This window comes from Xanthomonas hortorum (assembly GCF_024339125.1).
Lineage (GTDB): Bacteria > Pseudomonadota > Gammaproteobacteria > Xanthomonadales > Xanthomonadaceae > Xanthomonas > Xanthomonas hortorum.
Map to the genome: position 1 here is coordinate 3,423,883 of NZ_CP101417.1, position 17,588 is coordinate 3,441,470.

Consider the following 17,588-nt stretch of genomic DNA (forward strand, 5'->3'; position numbering starts at 1 on the left):
AGCACCGCGCCGGCGCTCTTGCGAATCCCGAATCCCGAATCCCGAATCAAGCCACATTCGCCGCAACTGCTTCTTCCATCACCGCATCCTGCGCGTCCTGCGCCAGGGTGGCCTTGACGATGATCGAGCGGATGGCGTCGGTGGCATCGGACAGTGGCACATCGCTGCTCAGACGCTGAAAGGTGTCGCGGCTGTTGTAGCCGGAACCGTCCTTGAGATAGTGGTCGTACATCGACAGCAGGTCCTGGCAGGCCGTGATCAACGCGGCGACGTTACCGCGCACCAGCGCATGGCCGATCTGGTCGAAGCTGTGCAAGCAGTCCGCCAACCAGTGCAGGTCGTAGCGGGCGGTGTTCGGTTCGGGGGCATTGTGGCCGCGGCTGTAAGCGCTATAGCGACGCAGGCTGCGCGCAACGCGTGCCACATGCGCAAACAAGGTGCCGATTTCGTTGGCGATGTCCAGTTGCTGCACCATCACCATCGGAATCACCTGGGCCGTGGTCGCCTGTTGCTCGGCCGCGTTCTGTTCCTGCTGCTCCAGTGACTGTTTGAGCACCGCGTAGCTGCGCTGCAGCGATTCCAGCTCCAGCGTGCTGGCGGCCGCGCGTGCCTTCAATTGCGACAGCGCAGCCTGGTAGCGGGCAAGACTGTCCTGGGTGTTCGCAAGCTGGCCGGACTCGGCACGCAGTTGCCGGCCACGCACGAACGCCAGCCCGGTGGCGATGAGCGCCCAGAGTGCGAATGCAGGCACCAGGTAGATCAGGATGCCCATGGAGGCTCCTCGAAACGTTGCATACCTTGTCGGCCTGATCCCGGCAGTCTTGAGGGCAATTGTCGAGAATGTGACGGGCTACGGTGGTTTTGCCGTCAAAGCAGGCCGCAGGGGACAGATCTCGCGCACCCCTGACGAAAGACACGTTGCGAGCGGTATCCCTGCATGCTCGAATCAACGTACTCGCCAGCCCAGAGTTCCGCATGCGCAGATGGAGTGATTGCTGGCCGACCAAACTGCGGAACATGCGCGCAGTCGCACCGATCTGGATGTTGCTGTGCGCCACTGCGCATGCCGCGCCACCCACACCGTCATCGACGTCATCGACGCACGTCCAGGTGGGTTACAGCGAAGCGACGGATCTGTTCAACCTGCTGGATAACCTGTCGGACTGGTTGCCGGGCTTTACGGTGCCCGTCTACCGCAGCTACATGGAAGCCCATGGCGGGCTGGATCAGGCGGACCTTGCCGCGCTTGCCGCCTATGCGGATTTCCGCCGCCGCACCTCGGGGCTGGCAAAAGACGACGATCTGGAGGTGGTCGACCGAGTCTTTGCGCCAGACGTCACCCGTGAGGCGAATCCGTTCTCCCGACATTTCCTGGGGAGCGAAGACTTCGAAGCGTCAGCGAACGCCGCCATTGCAGAGCAGTCGGCAGATGATCAGAGACTGTTGCGCGCGTATTTTGCACGGTTCGTTCCGCGTGCCAGCCGTTTGATCGCAGTTGCCCCCCGTTTTGAGCAACAGATGCGCGTGCTGAGAGAGGAGCTGTCCAACCCGGCCGTTTCCCGCCTGGCATCGCAGATGCGTAATTTCTTTGCGGTGCCGGAACCTCCGGTATTCGAGGCACGATTCGTGTGGTGGCCGGAGATGGATACCACCCAGGCCAAAGTGCGTGGACGCACGATGCTGCTCTATTCGCAGCACGATGCGCCCACCGGCACGGCATCGATGGACTGGACGCCGATCGTGTTGCACGAGTTGAGTCACTACTTGTCTGCGGGGCAACCCTCCGCGCGTAAACGCATGCTCGCTGCCAACTTCTTGCGGCTGTGTCCGAGTGCGGCCACCTTGCGTAACCCGCTCAACGCGCTGGAAGAGCCATTGGCGATTTACTGGGGGCAGTATCGATTCGAACACGCGGTACGTGGACGTGCGTTGTCAATGGCGTCGCAGTGGTATATCCAGGCGGATGCAGATCGCGCGGCGAAGGCGATCGCAGCTTCTTACCCGGCAAGCGGGGCGGTGCCGCTGCTCGATGACAGCGCATTGCTGGCGGCTGCTGCATCGGCCTGCAAGTAGATAGGGATGGAAACCAAAGCCGATTAGAGCGGCTAACACAACTCGTGTAGAGCGGTTGATCTGCAGCTTGGCTGGTGGGTCCTTGCCCGCGCACCATCGCGGGACACGCCGCAAGTACATCCCTGTAGGCTCTTACGCGGCATCCATGCCGCGTAAGGTCCCGCGACGGTGGGCGGGCAAGGACCACTCGAGATGGTCGGTGTGCATGGTTGCGAGCAGTGCACACAGCCTGCCGACAGCGTGCGGTATACCGCGCTGTCGGCGAGCGAACTCAGCCAAGAATCCCCGGTAAATCCAGCCCTTTTTCTTTCGCACAGTCGGTGGCGATGGCATAGCCGGCATCGGCGTGGCGCATGACGCCGGTGGCCGGGTCGTTCCAGAGCACGCGTTCGATCCGCTTGTCTGCTGCTTCGCTGCCGTCGCAGACGATCACCATGCCGGCGTGCTGCGAGAACCCCATGCCGACGCCGCCGCCGTGGTGCAGCGACACCCAGGTGGCGCCGCTGGCAGTGTTGAGCAGGGCGTTGAGCAGCGGCCAGTCGGACACCGCATCCGAGCCATCGGCCATGGCTTCGGTTTCGCGATTGGGCGAGGCGACGCTGCCGGAATCCAGATGGTCGCGCCCGATGACGACCGGCGCCTTCAATTCACCACTGCGCACCATCGCGTTGAAGGCCAGACCCAGCCGGTGCCGGTCGCCCAGACCGACCCAGCAGATGCGCGCAGGCAGGCCCTGAAAGGCGATCTTTTCGGCGGCCATGTCGAGCCAGCGATGCAAATGCGCATCGTCGGGAATGAGTTCCTTGACCTTGGCATCGGTCTTGGCGATGTCCTGCGGATCGCCACTGAGCGCGACCCAGCGGAACGGGCCGACGCCGCGACAGAACAGTGGCCGGATGTAGGCGGGCACGAAGCCGGGGAAGTCGAACGCGTTGTCGACGCCTTCTTCCAGTGCCATCTGGCGCAGGTTGTTGCCGTAGTCCACGGTGGGCACGCCCAGCGCGTGGAAGGTGAGCATGGCGCGGATATGGCTGGCCATCGACTCGCGCGCGGCCGCTTCCACCTCCTTCGGCGCGCTCACGCGTTTTGCGTCCCATTCTTCCACGCTCCAGCCCTGCGGCAGGTAGCCGTTGACCGGGTCGTGCGCGGAGGTCTGGTCGGTCAGCAGGTCCGGCTTGATCCCGCGTAGCAGCAACTCGTCCAGCACGTCGGCCACGTTACCGAGCAGGCCGACCGACAGCGGCTTCTTCGCCGTGCACGATTCCTCGATCAGGCGCAGCGCTTCGTCCAGCGAGTCGGTCCAGGTGTCCAGATAACCGGTGCGCAGGCGCATGTCGATGCTGGAACGGCGGCATTCCACCGCCAGGCACGAGGCGCCGGCCATCACCGCGGCCAGCGGCTGCGCGCCACCCATGCCGCCGAGGCCGCCGGTGAACAGCCACTTGCCGGCCAGGTTGCCGGCGTAATGCTGGCGGCCCATCTCCACGAAGGTTTCGTAGGTGCCTTGCACGATGCCTTGCGCGCCGATGTAGATCCAACTGCCGGCGGTCATCTGGCCGTACATCGCCAGGCCTTTTTTATCGAGTTCGTTGAAGTGGTCCCAGGTGGCCCAGCGCGGCACCAGGTTGGAGTTGGCGATCAGCACGCGCGGCGCATCGGCATGGGTGCGGAACACGCCGACCGGCTTGCCGGATTGCACCAGCAAGGTCTGGTCGTCGTCCAGGCGTGTGAGCGCGGCGACGATCGCATCGAAGGATTCCCAATCGCGCGCGGCGCGGCCGATGCCGCCATACACCACCAGTTCCTGCGGGCGCTCGGCCACGTCCGGATCGAGGTTGTTCATCAGCATGCGCAGCGGCGCTTCGGTGAGCCAGCTCTTGGCGGTGAGCGTGGTGCCGGTGGCGGCGCGGATGACGCGGGTTGCATCGTGACGGGTCATGCCGGGTTCCTTGCAATCAACGGTGCGCCGCAGGCGGCGTGGTGTCGGAGGAGGGGGGTGTTGCGTTGGCGAAGTGCAGGCAGGTCAGCAGCACGTGACGCAGCACGGCGCGTAATGCCACTGCGTGCGCGGGATGCCACGGCGTGGGCCAGGTGTCTGGCGTGATGTCGTCGGGCTCGCGCATATAACCGCGGCAGGCCAGCTCCATCTGCAGCGTATGCACGCCGCGCTCGGGCTGCGCGTAGTGGCGGGTGATCCAGCCGCCCTTGAAGCGCCCGTTGCGCACGGTGCTGGAGCCACTGCTGCGGCACAGCCGTTCCACCGCATCGGTCAGGTCTGGATCGCAACTGCGGTCGTCGTTGCTGCCGATGTTGAACTGCGGCAACTCGCCGTCGAACAGATGCGGAATATGCGAGCGGATCGAATGCGCATCGTAGACCACGATCTTTGGGTGTTGCGCGTGCAGGCGCGCAATCTCGGTGTCGAGCGCAGCGTGATAAGGATCGAACCAGCGCGTGCGGCGTAGCTCGATCTGCGCTTGATCAGGTGCGTCACCGTCTGCGTACAACGGCTGATTGTCGAAGGTGGTCAGCGGGCACAGACCGGTGGTGTTCTGGCCCGGATACAACGATGCGCCGCTCGGGTCGCGATTGACGTCGATCACCGAGCGCGAGATCGCGGTACGCACAGTGGTGGCACCGAGCGATTGCGCGAAGTCGTACAGCTGATGCACCCACCAATCGGCATCGCGGCGCGCCAGCCACGGCGACACGAATTGATCGGCCACGTCGTCCGGCAACTCGGTGCCGGTATGCGGGAAGCTGACGATCAGTGGCGCCTCGCCGCGGTGAACTTCGAGCCAGGGCAGGGCGCTCATCGTTGCGCGCCTCGCATCAGTGCAATCGCCCAGACGTCTTGATGGCGCGATTGCGTCTTGTCGGCCTGCCGATTCATGCGTCCTGCTCCACGCCCGGCAATGCCATCGCCACCGCGCGCGCCAGTGCACCCGAGCGCACCAGCGCGCTGGCGGCCAGCATGTCGGGATGGAAATAGCGGTCGTCCTGCAGCGTGGGTACTTGCGCGCGCAGCAGTGCGCGTGCGGCTTCCAACGCGGCGCTTGAGCGTAGCGGCGCATGGAAGTCGCAGCCCTGCACGGCGGCCAGCAGTTCGATGCCGATCACGTGCGTGGCATTCTCGGCCATCGCCAACAAGCGCCGTGCGCCGTGCGCTGCCATCGACACGTGATCTTCCTGGTTGGCCGAGGTCGGAATCGAATCGACACTGGCCGGATACGCGCGCTGCTTGTTCTCCGACACCAAGGCCGCAGCGGTGACCTGCGGAATCATGAAGCCCGAATTCAAGCCCGGGCGCGGGGTGAGAAATGCCGGCAGGCCAGACAAGGCCGGGTCGACCAGCATCGCGGTGCGGCGTTCGCTGATCGAGCCGATTTCGCACACCGCCATCGCCAGCATGTCGGCGGCAAACGCCACCGGTTCGGCGTGGAAGTTGCCGCCCGACAAGGCCTCGCCGGTGTCGCTGAACACCAACGGATTATCGGACACGCCATTGGCCTCGATCTCCAGGGTGCGCGCGGCCTGACGCATGATGTCCAGCGCCGCGCCCATCACCTGCGGCTGGCAGCGCAGACAGTACGGATCCTGCACGCGCACATCGCCGAGCCGGTGCGATTCGCGAATGCTCGAATCGGCCATCAGCGCGCGCAGCGCTGCAGCGGTGGCAATCTGCCCAGGCTGCCCGCGCAGGGCATGGATGCGCGCATCGAACGGCGTATCCGAGCCCTTGGCCGCTTCCACCGACAAGGCGCCAGTGACCAGCGCGGCCTGCAGCACGGTTTCGATCTCGAACAAACCGGCCAATGCGCAGGCAGTGGAAAACTGGGTGCCGTTGAGCAGCGCCAGGCCTTCCTTTGCGCCGAGCACGCGCGGCTGCAACTGCGCCTGTGCAAGCGCCTCGGCGGCAGGCAAACGTTGCTCGCCGACGAAGGCCTCGCCAACGCCGATCATCACTGCGGCCAGATGCGACAGCGGCGCCAGATCGCCGGAGGCGCCGACCGAGCCCTGGCACGGCACCACCGGGGTGATGCCCAGACGCAGCATCGCGTCTAGCAGCGCCAAGGTGTCCGGCTGCACTCCGGAGGCGCCTTGGGCCAGGCTGGTGAGCTTGAGCGCCATCATCAGCCGCACCACCGGCACCGGTGTGGGTTCCCCGACACCGGCCGCATGCGACAGCACGATATTGCGTTGCAGGGTCTGCAGGTCTTCGCGCTCGATGCGCACGCTGGCCAGTTTGCCGAAGCCGGTATTGACGCCGTAGACCGGCTCGCCGCGCGCGACGATGGCCTCCACCGTCTGCGCGCTGCGCAGTACGGCGGCTGCGCAAGTGTCGTCCAACACGACCTCGGCGCCGCGATACAACGCACGCCATTGCGCCAGGGCGACCTGGCCGGGCTGCAAGACAACAGAACTCATGACGACTCCGGATTCAGCAGGAATGCCCGCGCCAGACGCGGGCATGAAGTGGGTTGAAGCCCATGCGGTAGACCAGATCGGCCGGCGCGTCGATGTTCCAGATCGCCAGATCGCAGTGCATGCCGGCGCGCAGCCGGCCAAGCCGCTCGCCGCGTCCAAGTGCGCGTGCGGCCTCGCGGGTAAAACCGGCGATGCATTCGTCCACGGTCATGCGGAACAAGGTGGCGGCCATGTTCATCGCCAACAGCGGACTGGTCAGCGGCGAGGTGCCTGGATTGCAGTCGGTGGCCAGGGCAAGCGGCACGCCGGCGGCGCGCAGCGCGGCGATCGGTGGCAGCTGGGTGTCGCGGGTGAAATAGAACGCGCCCGGCAACAGCACCGCCACCGTGCCGGCGCTGGCCATCGCGGCAACGCCGTCGCTGTCCAGATATTCGATGTGATCGGCCGACAGCGCGCCATAGCGTGCGGCCAACGCTGCGCCGTGCTGGTTGCTCAGTTGTTCGGCATGGATCTTGATGCCCAAGCCGTGTGCTTGTGCGGCGACGAACACCTGTTCGGCCTGCGCGGGTGAGAACGCCAGGTGCTCGCAGAACACGTCCACCGCCTCGGCAAGACCTTGCGCGGCAATGGCCGGAATCATCTGCGTGCAGACCGCGTCGATATAGGTCTTTGCATCGCCGCCCGGTGGCACCGCGTGCGCGCCAAGAAACGTCGGCACCACTTCGACCTTGCGCAGCGCGGTGAGCTGGCGTGCCACGCGCAGCTGCTTGGTTTCATCTTCCAGCGTGAGTCCGTAGCCGGATTTGATTTCCAGCGTGGTCACGCCTTCGGCAAGCATGGCGTCCAGGCGCGGCAGGCTGGCGGCCAGCAGCGCTGCGTCGTCGGCCGCGCGGGTGGCGCGCACGGTGGCCACGATGCCGCCGCCGGCTGCTGCGATTTCGGCGTAAGTGGCGCCGCGCAGGCGTTGCTCGAATTCGTTGGCGCGGTTGCCTGCGTACACCAGATGGGTGTGGCAATCGATCAGGCCGGGGCTGATCCAGCGGCGCTGGCAATCGTGCGCAACGTCCGGCTTCAGTGCCGGGGCCTGCGCGGCCGGGCCGGCATAGGTGATGCGGCCGTCCTGGCAGGCAATCACGCCATCGTCCACGATGCCCAGGCCGCCATCGGCAGCGTCCAGGGTCATCAGTTGCGCGTTGTGCCAGAGGACGTCGCAATGCATGGCGCAGGCTCGTGGTGTCTGATATGTATATACAATAGAACCGGCAATCGAGGGTGTCCAGTGGCAGACCAACAGGTGCAGGCGGTGTGGGCAGCGCGGGCGCTTTTGCCTGATGGCTGGGCGAGCGGTGTGCGGATCGCGCTGGCGCAGGGGCGTATCGCCTCGGTGCAGACCGAGACTGCTATGGCCGCCACCGATACCCGTGCCGAGGTGCTGCTGCCCGGGTTGGGCAACCTGCACAGCCACGCGTTCCAGCGCGGCATGGCCGGCCTGACCGAAGTGGGCGGACGCAGCGGCGACAGTTTCTGGAGCTGGCGCGAGTTGATGTATCGCTTCGTCGACCGGCTGGACCCGGATAGCCTGCAGGCGATCGCCGAACAGGCCTATGTGGAAATGCTCGAAAGCGGCTTCACCCGTGTCGGCGAATTCCACTATCTGCATCACAGCCCCGGCGGCGCGGCGTATGCGCACGCAGGCGAAATGTCAGAGCGCATTGCCGCCGCTGCCGCCACGACTGGCATCGGGTTGACGCTGTTGCCGGTGTTCTATGCGCATTCGGATTTCGGCGGTGTCGCGCCAAGTACAGCGCAGCGTCGTTTGATCCACGACATCGACGGTTTCGCGCGCTTGCTGGACGACTGCACGCGCAGCCTCAAAGCCTTGCCCGATGCAGTGCTCGGGTTGGCGCCGCACAGCCTGCGCGCGGTCACACCAGAACAACTGGCTGCGCTGGTGCCGCTCACCGATGGCCCGATCCACATCCATATCGCCGAGCAGCAACGCGAGGTCGATGCGTGTCTGGCCTGGTCAGGGCAGCGCCCGGTGCAGTGGCTGCAGGCCAACGCGTCGGTGGATGCGCGCTGGTGTCTGGTGCACGCCACGCATGTGGATGCAAGCGAACTGCAGGCGATCGTCGATAGCGGTGCGGTGGTCGGGCTGTGCCCGATCACCGAGGCGAATCTGGGTGACGGGCTGTTCCCGATGCAGGCATTTGCCGCCGCAGGCGGGCGTTTGGGCGTGGGTTCGGATTCGAATGTCTTGATCGATGCGGCCGAAGAACTGCGCCTGCTCGAATACGGCCAGCGCCTGCACCTGCAGGCGCGCAATGTGCTGGCGCAAGGCGGCGTTTCCAGCGGGCGATGGTTGTTCGACCAAGCCAGCGATGGCGCGGCGCAGGCCTTGGGTATTGCGCACAGCGGCATCCGTGTCGGCGCATCGGCCGATCTGCTTGAGCTGGATATCACCCATCCGGCACTGCTGGCGCGCAGCGACGATGCCTTGCTCGACAGTTGGCTGTTCGCCGCACGCGGCAGCGCCGTGCGCACTGTCTGGCGCGCCGGGCAACAGGTGGTGCGCGACGGGCAGCATGTGGATCGCGCGCGCATTGCCACGCGTTTTGCCGGCGTTTTGCGATCGCTGCTGAGCAACTGAGCGGATGCGCGCACAATGCGGGTCTGACCGGAGACCTGCTTTGACCGCCCACCCCATCGCCGCGCCCGGCACCCTGCATCAACGCATCCGTCAGGATCTGGAACAGCGCATCCACAGCGGCGACTGGCCGCCCGGTCACCGCGTGCCGCCCGAACACGAGTTGATGACGCAGTACGGCTGTTCGCGCATGACGGTCAACAAGGTGCTCGGGCTGCTCGCCGACGCCGGCATGATCGAACGTCGCCGCCGCACCGGCTCGTTCGTGGCGCGGCCGCATCCGCATCTGGAACAGGTGGCGCTGTCGATCCCGGATATCGAAGTGGAGATGACCACGCGCGGCCATGCCTATCGGTTTTCGTTGTTGTCGCGGCGACTGCGCAACCTGCGTCAGCGCGTGCCGCAGGAACGCGCCCTGGGCAGCACCGGCAAGGTTCTGGCGCTGGAAAGCGTGCACCTTGCCGATGGCAGCCCGTTCGCGCTGGAGCAACGCGTGATCGACATCACCACGGTGCCGGAGGCGTTATTGCAATCGTTCACCGATGTCGCGCCGGGCAGTTGGCTGTTGCGCAACGTGCCGTGGACGCGCGCCGAACATCGCATCAGCGCGGTCAATGCCGACGCCGCGCAGGCGCAATGCCTGCAGGTGGACGATGGCGCCGCATGTCTGGTGATCGATCGCCACACCTGGCGCGGCGATCAACCGGTCACCTACGTGCGTCAGTGGTTTCTCGGCGGCTCGTACGATCTGGTGGCGCGATTTGCGCCAGGAATGCGCTGAGGTTCGCAGCGGCTGACCAACGCGCCAATCACCCACTCAAATCGTTGTGCATTGACGCCAGCGCACCGGCTCGTCCACGCCTGCGCGCGGGTTGAGTTGCACGCGCACGGTGCGCAGGTACGGGTAGCGTTCCAGTTCGCGGCAGATCAGCGGCCATGCGGCGGCATCTTCGACCGTGCGGTCCACCGCCAACGTTGCCTGGGTGATCCAGATCCCGCGGAGTAGACCGGGCGTCTGTGCGAGCGCTTTGGAAACCTCGCGTTGATAGCCCTGCATGGTCGCTGCATCCGGTTCCTTCCCGCTTGCGAATGGCATGGCTGCCGGGGGCGATGCAGTTGTCGGCGCTGCCTGCGACGTAGCAGTAGCAGTAGCCGGGGCAGCGGAAGGCGCAGCACGCACAGGTGCGGCAACCGGTGGGGGCGGTGCAATTGCAGTCTGCGTCAGCGCCGCTTCCGGCAGCGCCGGCTGCAGTGCCAGTACAGCGACCAGCGCCAAGGTTGCCAACGCCACACCGGCGATGACGCTGTGGCGGATCGCGCGGCGCCTTGCCATGCCGACCACGCCGGTTTCCATATCGCCGGGCAGGTAGGGTTTGAGCAGTGGCCACAGGCGCGTGCCATCCAGCACTTCGATGGATTGCTTGTCGGCAGCCGCAATGCCTTCGCGCTCCATGCGGCCCTCGGTCACCATCACGCCGCCGCCGGCACCGGCCAGCCGCGCCATCGCGCCCAACTCGTTGACCGCCGCCACGCCGATGCGATAACCGCGCCCGTGCTTGCATGCAACCAGGCGGGTGCCGTGGTCGGTCTGCATCATGAAATCGGCGGTGGGCAGGCCGTCCTGCGGCAACCGGGTCGGTTGCCAACCGCGTTGGTCCTGCAGCATGCGCAGCACCAGGGCGGAAAAATCACGCCAATGCATCGCGGCCAGGGCGCGCACGCCCTGGGTGGTTTCGTCGGCGCGACGTCGCACCAGCCAGACATAAGCGCACACCGCCAGCCACAGCAAGAGGGCGGCCAACAGCGCCAAAATCCAGGAAGGCATCAGCATCAAACGAAGTTATGGCGCGTATAACGAAATGGTGCGCCTAGAAGAATCCCTCGCGGCAGATTCGTCAATGGATCGCGCGCGGCGAACTCACGAGCCGTGATCCAGATAGCGAAAGACCCGCCAGTCCGAAGCCGTGAGGGGAGGGGAGCAAACGGACTTCGTGTTACAGGACTGGCGGGTCCTTCTCGATTGTGTGGAAAATCATGCTGCTTTGCAACATTCGCCGGGTGCCGGGCTTATTCGCCGTCGAATGCAGCGGTGTTTCCGGTCGAGGCGCTGCCTGGCGTGGTTGATCCAGTGCCGGCCGTGTCGCTGCTGGCAGCCTGCGCCGCTTGATTGGCGGTACGGTTGGCACGCTTGGTGGCGGCGGTATTGGCACGCACCTGGGCCTTCAACGATTCCACTTCTCGACGCAGGTTTTCCAGCTCGTCCTGTTCGGGGATGTTGAGGGTGCGCAGCACGCCCTTGACGCGTTCGTCGAAGGCCTTGCCCAGCCGGTCCCAGCCACGCACCGCGGTGTCGCGTGCCTGCTCGAACTGGGTCTCCACCTCTTCGCGCAGTTCGTCGACGCTTTCGCTGGCCTTCTGCTGACCCGTGCGCTCATAGGCCGCGCCCTCGCGAACCAGGGAATCGAACAATTTGCCGCCCTCGGTCTGGACGCGACCCAGCGCGCCGAGCCCGGCCAACCACACCGTCTGTGCCGATTCACCAAGCCGGCGAGAAATCTGCTCTGCCTGCGCCTGGAACCCATGGGCCGCGTTGTTGCGGTTGCCGTTCTGATCGTATCCGGTCGTCATGCGATGCTCCTGTAGGTTGCTAAAGCGACGTTGCTTTCACCCTAGTGCCGACGCTGCATCGGGCAGGTGAAGCATTGCCTGCTGGCGTCTATCTAGGTGATGTGTGCGCGAGACGCGTTTTCAAGCATCCGCGTATCCAGCGCGATGCGGGTGACCTTGCGCTGAAGGGCAGGCACCTTCAGCGCGGCCTGCCCAAGTTCGCAGGCCCCAGGCCTGGCCCGCTTGGGGCAAGGACGATCAGACCGGCCTGCTCAGGCGAGTTTTTCGCTCAGCAACCGACGGATTTCCGATTCCACCATCGGCTGCACCGCCGACAACAGAAAGCCAAGCTCGGCGGTGACATGCACCTGTTGCGGCAACAAGGCGATCGCCCCGTCCACACCGGCACGCGCGATGCGCAAGGTGTCGCCTTCCCAGTGCGAAGCGATGCCGTAGCGATCGGTCAGTTTGCGTGCCGCCTCGTCGATCGCTGCGCGGGCCTGGGCCGGCGTCAAGGAATGGTCGTGGCGGATATCGATGCTGGACATGGCGTGGATAGGTGAGACGAAAGGAGCGCGCATTGTGCGCATGCGCGGGCCAGGCTCCAAGTGCGGATGCTTGCAGCGGACCAGGAACGACGCGCAAACACCGCGCCTGTTGGGCGGACGCCGGTCACGTTGTTGGCCGCTGCAAGGGGCAGACCTGCTAGGCTACTGCGGGTGCGCGATCTGCAAGTTCATTTCACTCACCGGCAGCAGCCGGATCATTCTCTCAAGCCCGGCGTCCACCGGATCGTCCGTCATGCCTCCGGCAGCGTGCGGGTGGTGGACGATGCGCAGGGCGCGTTGCTATTGGCGCAGTTCTGCCTGGACCAGCGCGGCCTGTGGCTGCAGGTGGCCAACGGAATCCGCGGCATCCATGTCAATGGACGCCCGGTACGCCGCATGGCACTGCTGCGCCCCGGCGATGCGATCTACGCCGACGGCGTGGAGATGCTGCTGCGCAGTGCGCCGTCGAGCGCGCCGGCCAACGACGTGCCAGAGGACGACGCCGGCCTGAGCGAGGTCTGTCTGTTGTTGCGCGGGCTGGGTGGTCGTCATCACGGGCGCAGCTTCACGCTGGATCGTTCACGGCTGGTCGGCAGCGACCCGGCGGCGGACATCGTCATCGACGACCCGGCCTTTGCGGCCCAGCATGCGCGCCTGGAACGCCATGGCGACCGCGTGCTGATCCGCGATCTGGGTTCGGAAGAAGGCAGCTGGATCAATGGCGTGCAGGTGCGCGACGGCTGGCTGCAGGCCGGCGACCAGGTCGTATTCGATGCCCGCCACCGGTTCGTCGTCGAGGTACCGCGAACCCATCACGGCACCACCTGGGATATCCCCGACACCGAGCCGTTGCCACCGCCGCGCGCCACCACCGAACCGACGCGTGCGCCGGTCAAGGTCGCGCGCTGGCCGTGGCTGCTGCTCAGCGCGGTGTTGCTGGCGGCGGCGCTGAGCGCCTTGCTGTGGTTCGGCGCGCGCTGAGTCTTTTCCAGACCCGCCAGCCCAGCAATACCGCAAGAATCCCGGCATACAGCGCCGGTTCGCGGATATCGGATTTCACCAGCCACCAGAAGTGCAGCACCGCCAACAGCCCGATCGGGTAGATCAGCATGTGCAGGCGGCCCCAGTTGCGCTTGAGCCGACGCATCCAGCCCTGGGTGGAAGTGATCGCCAACGGCAGCAGTAACAGCCAGGCCGTGAAGCCGACGGTGATATAGGGCCGTTTGATGATCTCTTCGAAGATCTGCGTCCAGAAGCCGCGCAGATCCAGGCTCAGGTAGGCCGCCAGATGCACGCTGGCGTAGAAGAACGCGTACAGCCCGAGCATGCGGCGGAAGCGGATCAGCACCGCCTGGCCGGTGAGCTGGCGCAGTGGCGTGACTGCCAAGGTGATCAACAGGAAGCGCAGCGCCCACAGCCCGGTACGGTGCTCGATCTCGGCGACCGGATCGGCACCCAGCGCGTCGCTGCCGGTTTGCCACACCTGCCAGAACTGCCAGCCGAGCAATGCGATCGGCGTCAGCGCGGCCGCATGCAGCAGCGTTTTGGCAGCGATCAGGGAGGTGGATGTCTTGGCCATGCGATCTCAGAAAAGGAAGCGATGCCGCGCGGGTGCCATGCCTGCATCGTAGGAGCGCACCTGGGCGCGACGGGCATTACCAGGAAATCCCGTCGCGCCCAGGTGCGCTCCTACGATAGGTCGATATCAGATCGTTTGTTGCCTAAAACCACTTCTTCAAATCCATCCCCGCGTACAACGAAGCGACCTGATCCGCATAGCCGTTGAACGGCCTGGTCGCGATGCGCTCGGCGAACAACTTGCTGGCGGTGCCGGCGATACGGCGCTCGGTCTTCTGGCTCCAGCGCGGATGGTCCACCGCCGGATTGACGTTGGAAAAGAATCCATATTCGGACGGCTGCAGATCGTGCCACGCGGTCTCGGGCATCTTCTCGACGAAGCGGATCTCCACGATCGACTTGATGCTCTTGAAGCCGTACTTCCACGGCACCACCAGCCGCAACGGCGCGCCGTTCTGCTGCGGCAGCGGCTTGCCGTACAGGCCGGTGGCCAGCAGGGTCAGCGGATGCATTGCTTCATCGATGCGCAGGCCTTCGCGATACGGCCAGTTGATCGAGCGGTAGCGCACGCCGGGCATCTGCTGCGGGTCGGCCAGCGTGGTGAACGCCACGTACTTGGCCTTGGAGGTCGGCGCAAAGCGCTTGAGCACCTCGCCCAGCGGCACGCCGGTCCACGGAATCACCATCGACCAGCCCTCCACGCAGCGCAGCCGGTAGATGCGTTCTTCGGCAGGGATGCCCTTGAGCAATTCGTCCAGCGACAGGCTGCCCGGCTTTTCGCACTCGCCGCTGACCTTCACCGACCACGGCGACAGCTTCAAGGTCTTGGCGGCCTTCGAAGGATCGGTCTTGTCGGTGCCGAATTCGTAGAAATTGTTGTAGCTGGTGACGTCTTCCAGCCGGGTCAGTTCTTCGGCGGTACGGAAGCCACTGCGCGCCTGCGCCGGGGTCACCACGGTCTTGGGCGGAGGCGGCGGGTCGGCCTCGGCGCAGCCGGCCACGCCCAGCGCCGGGGTCAGCGCGAACAGCTGCAGCAGCCGGCGCCGGTCGCGGTAAACGGCCTCATCGGTGATCTCGCTGGACGGCGTCTTCAAGACATCGCGAAGGGACATGGCTCGCTCCTGACAGTGGCTGCAGATGAGAATAACGGACCATGGTGACGGTGCTGCCCATGGACGCTGCAACACCATACGTCGGCGTCGGTGAGAAGGATGCAGCTGCAACTTTTCTGCAACGCTGCCAAGGCCGATGCGCTGCGGCATACTAGAAGGCTAGCTCGACAAGGTGTGCCATGACACGCGCGTTCAATTTCAGTGCCGGCCCTGCGACATTGCCGGAATCGGTCCTGCGGCAGGCGCAGGCGGAGATGGTCGAGTGGAACGGCGTCGGCGCCTCGATCGTGGAAATCAGCCACCGCAGCGCCGATTTCATGGCTGTGGCGGCCGCGGCCGCGGCCGATCTGCGCACCCTGTTGTCGATTCCCGACGACTATGCGGTGTTGTTCACCGCCGGTGGCGCCACCACCATTCAGGCGCTGCTACCGCTGAATTTCGCCGCGCCCGGTCAGGCCGCCGACTACGTGATCAGTGGGCACTGGGGCAAGACCGCGATCAAGCAGGCGGCCCCGTATGTGGATGCACGGATCGCTGCCGACGGCCAGGCGGAAGGCTTCACCGATATCCCGCCGGTGGCCAGCTGGACCTTGTCGCCGCACTCGGCCTATGTGCACATCACCGCCAACGAGACCATCCATGGCGTGGAGTTTCGCGACACGCCGGATGTGGGCACGTTGCCGTTGTTCGCCGACTTCAGTTCGTCGATCGCCTCCGAGCCGCTGGACATCTCGCGCTACGGCTTGATCTACGCCGGTGCGCAGAAAAATCTTGGGCCGGTTGGCATTTCGGTGCTGATCGTGCGCCGCGACCTGCTCGAACGTGCCGGCCAGCCGCGCGCGGATATCTTCAACTACGCCTCGCACGCGGCCCGCGATTCGATGCTCAACACGCCGCCGACCTGGAACTGGTATCTGCTCGGCCTCAACGTGAAGTGGATGCTGGAGCAGGGCGGAGTGGCCGAGTTCGCGCGTCGCAATGCGGAGAAAGCCGCGCTGGTGTATGGCGCCATCGATGGCTCCGGCGGCTTCTATCGCAACCTGATCAAGCCCGCCGTGCGTTCGCGCATGAACATCCCGTTCTTTCTGCCCGATGAGCAGCTGGACGCGTTGTTCGTCAGCGAATCCAAGGCGGCCGGCCTGTTGGCGTTGAAGGGGCACAAGGCCGTCGGCGGCTTGCGTGCCTCGCTCTATAACGCGATGCCGGTGGCAGGCGCGCAGGCGCTGGTGAGCTTCATGCACGACTTCCAGCAGCGGCACGGCTGAGTCTTCTCTTCGACCGCGGCAACTGCCGCGCAGGCGCATGCGCCGTTATTCAAGGAATGCCCAGCGATGGCTCCCAAGTCCAACAAGCCCACCACCGCGACTGGCGGCAAGACCAAGCCGGCGAGTAAATCGGTAGAGAAATCTGCGGAAAAAGTTGCAGGCAAGCTTGCAAAGCCGGCGGTCGCCGCGCCGGTGCTGGCCGACGTGCGCGCCAAGATCGACCAGATCGACCGCACCATCCAGGAGCTGATCGCCGAGCGCGCCAACTTCGCCCATCAGGTCGGCAAGGCCAAGGGCAAGCTCGCCGCGGCGGTGGATTACTACCGGCCCGAGCGCGAGGCGCAGGTGCTGCGCATGGTGGTGGACCGCAACGAAGGCCCGCTCAGCGACGAAGTGCTGGTGCACGTGTATCGCGAAATCATGTCTGCGTGCCTGGCCCAGCAGGAACCCTTGAAGATCGGTTATCTCGGCCCGGAAGGCACCTTCAGCCAGCAGGCCGTGCTCAAGCATTTCGGTCGTTCGGCAGTGGGCTTGCCGATGGCGACCATCGAAGAAGTGTTCCAGGAAGTGGAAGCCGGCAACGCCGATTTCGGCGTGGTGCCGGTGGAAAATTCCGGGCAGGGCACCATCCAGGTCACGCTGGACATGTTCCTGACCTCCAACCTGAAAATCTGCGGCGAAGTCGAGCTACGCGTGCATCAGTATTTGCTCTCGCGCAATGGCCGGCTGGAAGATATCGAGCGTATCTACGCGCATTCGCAATCGTTCGCGCAGACAGCCGGCTGGTTGCGTTCGCACCTGCCCAAGGTCGAGAAAATCGCCGTCTCCAGCAATGCCGAGGGCGCACGCCGCGCCCGCAATGCCGAAGATGCCGCAGCGATCGGCGGCGAGAGCGCGGCGCACGTGTATGGCTTGAAGAAAGTCATCATGAAGTCGATCGAAGACGACGACGACAACACCACGCGCTTTCTGGTGATCGGCCGGCAGATCTTCCCCTCGTCCGGGCACGACCGCACCTCGGTGCTGGTGTTCATCCACGACAAGCCGGGCGCATTGTTCGACGTGCTCAGCCCGTTCGCGCGGCATGGCATCAGCATGAATCGCATCGAGTCGCGGCCATCGCATCAGGCCAAGTGGGAGTACGGCTTCTTCATCGATCTGGCCGGTCATGTGGAAGACGAGGCGATGAAGCAGGCGCTGGCCGAACTGGAAGCGCACTCGGCGCAGATCAAGGTGCTGGGCTCGTATCCGGTGGCGATTCCGTAAGCGCTTTTCCTCTAAGCCGGTAACAGCTGGCGCGCCGCCATCTGCAAGGTGACGGCGCTACCAC

At 65.2% G+C, this 17,588-nt stretch carries 16 protein-coding genes; 6 read left to right on the plus strand and 10 right to left on the minus strand.

Annotated features, from left to right (window positions below; genetic code table 11):
* Positions 1–46: 46 nt before the first annotated feature.
* Complete coding sequence (locus NMB96_RS14730; protein WP_023903654.1) at positions 47–772, minus strand: hypothetical protein; 726 nt, start codon at positions 770–772, stop codon at positions 47–49.
* Positions 773–1,017: 245 nt separating this feature from the next.
* Between NMB96_RS14730 and NMB96_RS14735 the strand changes: the two genes are divergently transcribed.
* A complete protein-coding gene (locus NMB96_RS14735; protein ID WP_043889149.1) occupies positions 1,018–2,073 on the plus strand; it encodes a hypothetical protein in 1,056 nt (351 codons plus the stop codon).
* Between the two features lie 271 nt (positions 2,074–2,344).
* Here NMB96_RS14735 and hutU read toward each other — a convergent pair whose 3' ends face one another.
* From hutU to hutI, 4 genes are all read right to left on the minus strand, one after another.
* Positions 2,345–4,012, minus strand: coding sequence for a urocanate hydratase (gene hutU, locus NMB96_RS14740; RefSeq protein ID WP_255085103.1), 1,668 nt, complete (start codon positions 4,010–4,012; stop codon positions 2,345–2,347).
* Between the two features lie 16 nt (positions 4,013–4,028).
* A complete protein-coding gene (gene hutG / locus NMB96_RS14745; RefSeq protein ID WP_023903657.1) occupies positions 4,029–4,889 on the minus strand; it encodes an N-formylglutamate deformylase in 861 nt (286 codons plus the stop codon).
* A gap of 73 nt (positions 4,890–4,962) precedes the next feature.
* Positions 4,963–6,501 carry a histidine ammonia-lyase gene (gene hutH, locus NMB96_RS14750; RefSeq protein ID WP_425520890.1) on the minus strand — a complete coding sequence of 513 codons (1,539 nt, stop codon included), beginning with the start codon at positions 6,499–6,501 and terminating at the stop codon, positions 4,963–4,965.
* 13 nt (positions 6,502–6,514) lie between these two features.
* The gene (gene hutI, locus NMB96_RS14755; protein WP_023903659.1) at positions 6,515–7,720 is read right to left on the minus strand and encodes an imidazolonepropionase; all 1,206 of its coding nucleotides are present in this window, start codon (positions 7,718–7,720) and stop codon (positions 6,515–6,517) included.
* Positions 7,721–7,780: 60 nt separating this feature from the next.
* Here hutI and NMB96_RS14760 point away from each other — a divergent pair, with 60 nt between their 5' ends.
* Both NMB96_RS14760 and hutC read left to right on the plus strand, forming a co-directional pair.
* Positions 7,781–9,151: a formimidoylglutamate deiminase gene (locus tag NMB96_RS14760; RefSeq protein WP_255085105.1), complete on the plus strand. Its 1,371-nt coding sequence runs from the start codon at positions 7,781–7,783 to the stop codon at positions 9,149–9,151.
* A 4-nt stretch (positions 9,152–9,155) separates the two neighbouring features.
* Complete coding sequence (gene hutC, locus NMB96_RS14765; protein ID WP_255085106.1) at positions 9,156–9,929, plus strand: histidine utilization transcriptional repressor HutC; 774 nt, start codon at positions 9,156–9,158, stop codon at positions 9,927–9,929.
* Positions 9,930–9,965: 36 nt separating this feature from the next.
* Here hutC and NMB96_RS14770 read toward each other — a convergent pair whose 3' ends face one another.
* From NMB96_RS14770 to NMB96_RS14780, 3 genes are all read right to left on the minus strand, one after another.
* Positions 9,966–10,979, minus strand: coding sequence for a restriction endonuclease (locus tag NMB96_RS14770; protein WP_255085107.1), 1,014 nt, complete (start codon positions 10,977–10,979; stop codon positions 9,966–9,968).
* Positions 10,980–11,215: 236 nt separating this feature from the next.
* A complete protein-coding gene (locus NMB96_RS14775; RefSeq protein ID WP_023903663.1) occupies positions 11,216–11,776 on the minus strand; it encodes a phasin family protein in 561 nt (186 codons plus the stop codon).
* Between the two features lie 251 nt (positions 11,777–12,027).
* Complete coding sequence (locus tag NMB96_RS14780) at positions 12,028–12,303, minus strand: polyhydroxyalkanoic acid system family protein (protein ID WP_043889151.1); 276 nt, start codon at positions 12,301–12,303, stop codon at positions 12,028–12,030.
* 171 nt (positions 12,304–12,474) lie between these two features.
* Between NMB96_RS14780 and NMB96_RS14785 the strand changes: the two genes are divergently transcribed.
* Positions 12,475–13,284: an FHA domain-containing protein gene (locus NMB96_RS14785; protein WP_023903666.1), complete on the plus strand. Its 810-nt coding sequence runs from the start codon at positions 12,475–12,477 to the stop codon at positions 13,282–13,284.
* On the opposite strand, the gene msrQ is transcribed toward NMB96_RS14785, so the two are convergent.
* Both msrQ and msrP read right to left on the minus strand, forming a co-directional pair.
* Complete coding sequence (msrQ, locus tag NMB96_RS14790; RefSeq protein WP_043889152.1) at positions 13,226–13,882, minus strand: protein-methionine-sulfoxide reductase heme-binding subunit MsrQ; 657 nt, start codon at positions 13,880–13,882, stop codon at positions 13,226–13,228. The two genes, NMB96_RS14785 and msrQ, sit on opposite strands and share 59 nt — an antisense overlap.
* Before the next feature lie 142 nt (positions 13,883–14,024).
* Complete coding sequence (gene msrP / locus NMB96_RS14795) at positions 14,025–14,993, minus strand: protein-methionine-sulfoxide reductase catalytic subunit MsrP (RefSeq protein ID WP_023903668.1); 969 nt, start codon at positions 14,991–14,993, stop codon at positions 14,025–14,027.
* Positions 14,994–15,172: 179 nt separating this feature from the next.
* On the opposite strand from msrP, the gene serC reads away from it, so the two are divergent.
* Positions 15,173–16,258 carry a 3-phosphoserine/phosphohydroxythreonine transaminase gene (serC, locus tag NMB96_RS14800; protein WP_255085108.1) on the plus strand — a complete coding sequence of 362 codons (1,086 nt, stop codon included), beginning with the start codon at positions 15,173–15,175 and terminating at the stop codon, positions 16,256–16,258.
* A gap of 66 nt (positions 16,259–16,324) precedes the next feature.
* Positions 16,325–17,524 carry a prephenate dehydratase gene (gene pheA / locus NMB96_RS14805; protein ID WP_095574583.1) on the plus strand — a complete coding sequence of 400 codons (1,200 nt, stop codon included), beginning with the start codon at positions 16,325–16,327 and terminating at the stop codon, positions 17,522–17,524.
* The last annotated feature ends 64 nt before the right edge of the window (positions 17,525–17,588 follow it).